Here is a 3162-nt window from a genome sequence, read left to right as displayed (position 1 = left end):
TCCCGGGCACTTGACAGTGTTTTTCCCGGAAGCAGTTAAGCTCTATCTTACTCTTATAGTAGACGATATTTTCACTATTGTATGCTATTATTTCCCTTTTTCTTTTTTTATTCGTCGAAATATATTCCTGTTTTTTTACTCTCGTAAAATTTAATTATTCAGCAGTCAGCAGTCAGCTGTCAGCTGTCAGCTGTCAGCCGTTGGCCGTCAGCTAGCGTGCCCATCGCCCATACAGCGGGTTGCAATTCGGTGAGGTACTTTCGTTCTGGGTTTTTAGGGAGCAGGGAGCAGGGAGCAGAGAACAGGGAAGAAGGAAAACAATTCTGTGTACCTGATAGTTATGCAAACCGCCGTAAGCTGAACGCTTACTGAGATGTACCCAGCCAGGATTGATGATTGTGATATTTTTTTGCATGATGGAAGTAACTCCTTTTTAGGAGGGAGGAAAACCGCGCTGATGTTGATTAAGGTTGTGACCAGCGCGGTTATTAGTTTCAGTCGTTACATTTTCTAGTATAGATAACTCCTGAAAAAAATGCAAGGGTTAAATAAAAGTTTTTACATTTATTTACAAATATAGTGTTTTGCTATTTATGTACTCAAATATGTGTAGTTTTTACAGTACTTTTCAGTGGATATTTTTTTGATAGAGCAGGGAACAGGGAACAGGGAACGGGGAACAGGTAATATATAAAAAATCGGTTTACCTGATAGAATATATAAGGGTTTTTTAAAATTAAAATTGGAGACTAATCAGTTATAAAAAAAACGTCAAACCCTATCTCCTTACTCCCGACTCCCGACTCCCTTTGCTAAAGTACATCACCGAATGTATAAATGCTGTAAAATAGTTAATTATCAATATAAGTCAAGAACTAATCATCATGAATTGGAGAGACTACATTCATTCCAATCCCAATATTTTATTAGGTAAGCCAGTAGTTAAAGGCACTCGTTTATCCGTTGAGTTTATTTTAGGCTTGTTTGCTGCTGGTTGGACAGAGTTACAGATATTGGAAAGCTATCCAACACTAACTCCAGAATCAATCCGAGCAATCTTTGTTTTTACTGTTGAATGTATGCCATAACAAAGGGAATAGGGAATAGAAGAAGAATATTGATGTAGGGTGGGCAGTGCCAAAGATAGATCACAGCAGCTGGAGATAGGATTAGTAAGCACTGCCCACCACGCGAATTAATCACAATAGAGAATAGTGATGTAGGGTGGGCAGTGAAGAGATAGATCAGAGCATGTGGCGATCGCATTAGTAAGCATTGCCCACCCTACTAACTCTAAAATAGCTCAACCCAATTGAAAAATACTATAATAAACGGAGACTGTGAGTAATCTCTTTCAAGTATGCAAGTAATAGGAAGTGCAGCTTTAGCTATTGCTAAGGTGGTGGCGATTAAAGCCATAGAAAAAACTGGGGAAAATGTCGGACAAGTTCTCTGGGATACACCTAAGCGGTTGTTTCTGGAATCCCTTAGAAAACAGTCTCCAGAGACAGTAACTGCGATCGAGAAAGTCCCAGAGCAACCTCTCGATTATGCCGAAGTGGTATTGCAGCTAGAAACAGCAGCGAAGCAAAATCCCGAAGTTGCCCAAGCCATGGAGCATTTAGTGACTACTGTTAATGCTCAAGATTTGCCTAATTTAGAGGAAATTATTCAAGACATTAACAAAGCCTTGGAATCCCACCAAGCTAAGCGTGACAATTACAACATTGAGAAAGTAGATAACCAGGGTAACTTCGTCCAAGGGAAGAGTATTAATAAAGATAATACTAATATTGGAGGAAGCCAAAATATTATTAAAGGCGACCAAACTATTAATTATAATAATACTTGAGTGCAGTCGCCTGGGAGGCAGGTTAAACAAACTCGAATAAATCAAGCACCCCCACTACCTCCGTATTATGTCGAACGCCCGGAAGTAAGCGAACAACTAAAACAAAAGCTTTTATCCCAAGAAACCGCTAGAGCTGGCACCTTAGTTGTTAGTGCCATCTATGGCTTAGGAGGCATTGGGAAATCCACCATTACTGCCGCCTTAGCCCATGATCCAGAAGTTCAATCCCATTTTCCTGATGGGATTTTTTGGGCAAGCTTAGGTCAGCAACCTGATATTTTATCCTTTCTAAGTACGTGGATACAGGCATTAGGAGATTATGACTTCAAACCGATTAATATTGATAGCGCTTCTTTACAATTAAGAACGTTATTATCCGATAAAAAAGCCTTGCTAGTCGTGGATGATGTTTGGCATCCTGACCATGTTGAACCCTTTCGAGTAGCCGGTGGTGGCTGTCGGGTTTTAGTGACCACAAGAGAAGCTCCGGTTAAAGGTGCGATTCGCTATGATTTAGACGTGATGACTCCAAATCAATCCTTGAAGTTATTAACCTCTTGTTTACAGCTGTTTTCAGATGAATCGACCTCACTGCCTTTAGCTGCAAGCCCCCTAAATCCCCCAATTCTGGGGGACTTTAACTCAATTGAATCGACCTCACTCCCTTTAGCTGCAAGCCCCCTAAATCCCCCAATTCTGGGGGACTTTAACTCAAGTTCCCCCCAAAGTTGGGGGGCTAGGGGGGCGAAAATTGCTGTAAGCAACCAGTTAACTAATCAAGAACTCGACTATGCTAAAACCTTAGCCAAAACTGTCGGCTACTTACCCCTAGGATTAGAATTAGCGGCTGCCCAAGTTAGGGATGGATTCTCTTGGGAAGAGTTACTGGGTGAGTTACAAGCTGAAATTGCTGACTTAGAAGCCTTGGATCGATTAGAAGCAGAAGAAGAGCCAAGTGACGCCAAGCGCAAAAACTACAGTCTTGTCGCTTCCTTTAATCTCAGTTTAAAGCGATTATCCCCCGAGAGATTGAAAAAATTTGCTTGGTTAGGGGTACTGCCGGAGGATGTCACCATTACTGAAACCATGGCGACAACGTTATGGAACTGTAATTCATTTAAAGCCAAAAAGACGTTACTCTACTTAAAACAAAAAGCGTTATTACTACCAGGAGTCTCTAGTACCCAAGACACTAACTATCGCCTCCATGACCTATTACATGATTTAGCCCGTAATCTGCTGCAACCAGAGTTAGGATTATCAATCACCGAAGCCCATCAGCAATTATTAGAACGTTATCAAACTAAGAC

4 protein-coding genes are annotated in these 3162 nt (G+C 41.1%); 3 read left to right on the top strand and 1 reads right to left on the bottom strand.

The window, feature by feature from the left end; translation table 11 throughout:
- Nucleotides 1-211 precede the first annotated feature (211 nt).
- A complete protein-coding gene (locus tag F6J99_RS43560) occupies nt 212-415 on the bottom strand; it encodes a hypothetical protein (protein WP_293123309.1) in 204 nt (67 codons plus the stop codon).
- A gap of 469 nt (nt 416-884) precedes the next feature.
- On the opposite strand from F6J99_RS43560, the gene F6J99_RS43555 reads away from it, so the two are divergent.
- From F6J99_RS43555 to F6J99_RS43545, 3 genes are all read left to right on the top strand, one after another.
- Nucleotides 885-1088, top strand: a complete 204-nt coding sequence (locus F6J99_RS43555; RefSeq protein WP_293123306.1) for a DUF433 domain-containing protein — start codon at nt 885-887, stop codon at nt 1086-1088.
- 272 nt (nt 1089-1360) lie between these two features.
- A complete protein-coding gene (locus F6J99_RS43550) occupies nt 1361-1852 on the top strand; it encodes a hypothetical protein (RefSeq protein WP_293123303.1) in 492 nt (163 codons plus the stop codon).
- A partial coding sequence (locus F6J99_RS43545; protein WP_293123300.1) for an NB-ARC domain-containing protein occupies nt 1853-3162 on the top strand: 1310 nt, incomplete at its 3' end.

The organism is Moorena sp. SIO4G3 (assembly GCF_010692305.1).
In the GTDB taxonomy this organism is placed as follows: Bacteria; Cyanobacteriota; Cyanobacteriia; order Cyanobacteriales; family Coleofasciculaceae; genus Moorena; species Moorena producens_A.
This window is presented reverse-complemented; position numbering and strand designations above follow the sequence as displayed.

Bases quoted from the DNA above. Each gene is read 5' to 3' on its own strand.
- F6J99_RS43560 (WP_293123309.1), bottom strand. From the start codon at position 415: ATGCAAAAAAATATCACAATCATCAATCCTGGCTGGGTACATCTCAGT.
- F6J99_RS43555 (WP_293123306.1), top strand. From the start codon at position 885: ATGAATTGGAGAGACTACATTCATTCCAATCCCAATATTTTATTAGGT.
- F6J99_RS43550 (WP_293123303.1), top strand. From the start codon at position 1,361: ATGCAAGTAATAGGAAGTGCAGCTTTAGCTATTGCTAAGGTGGTGGCG.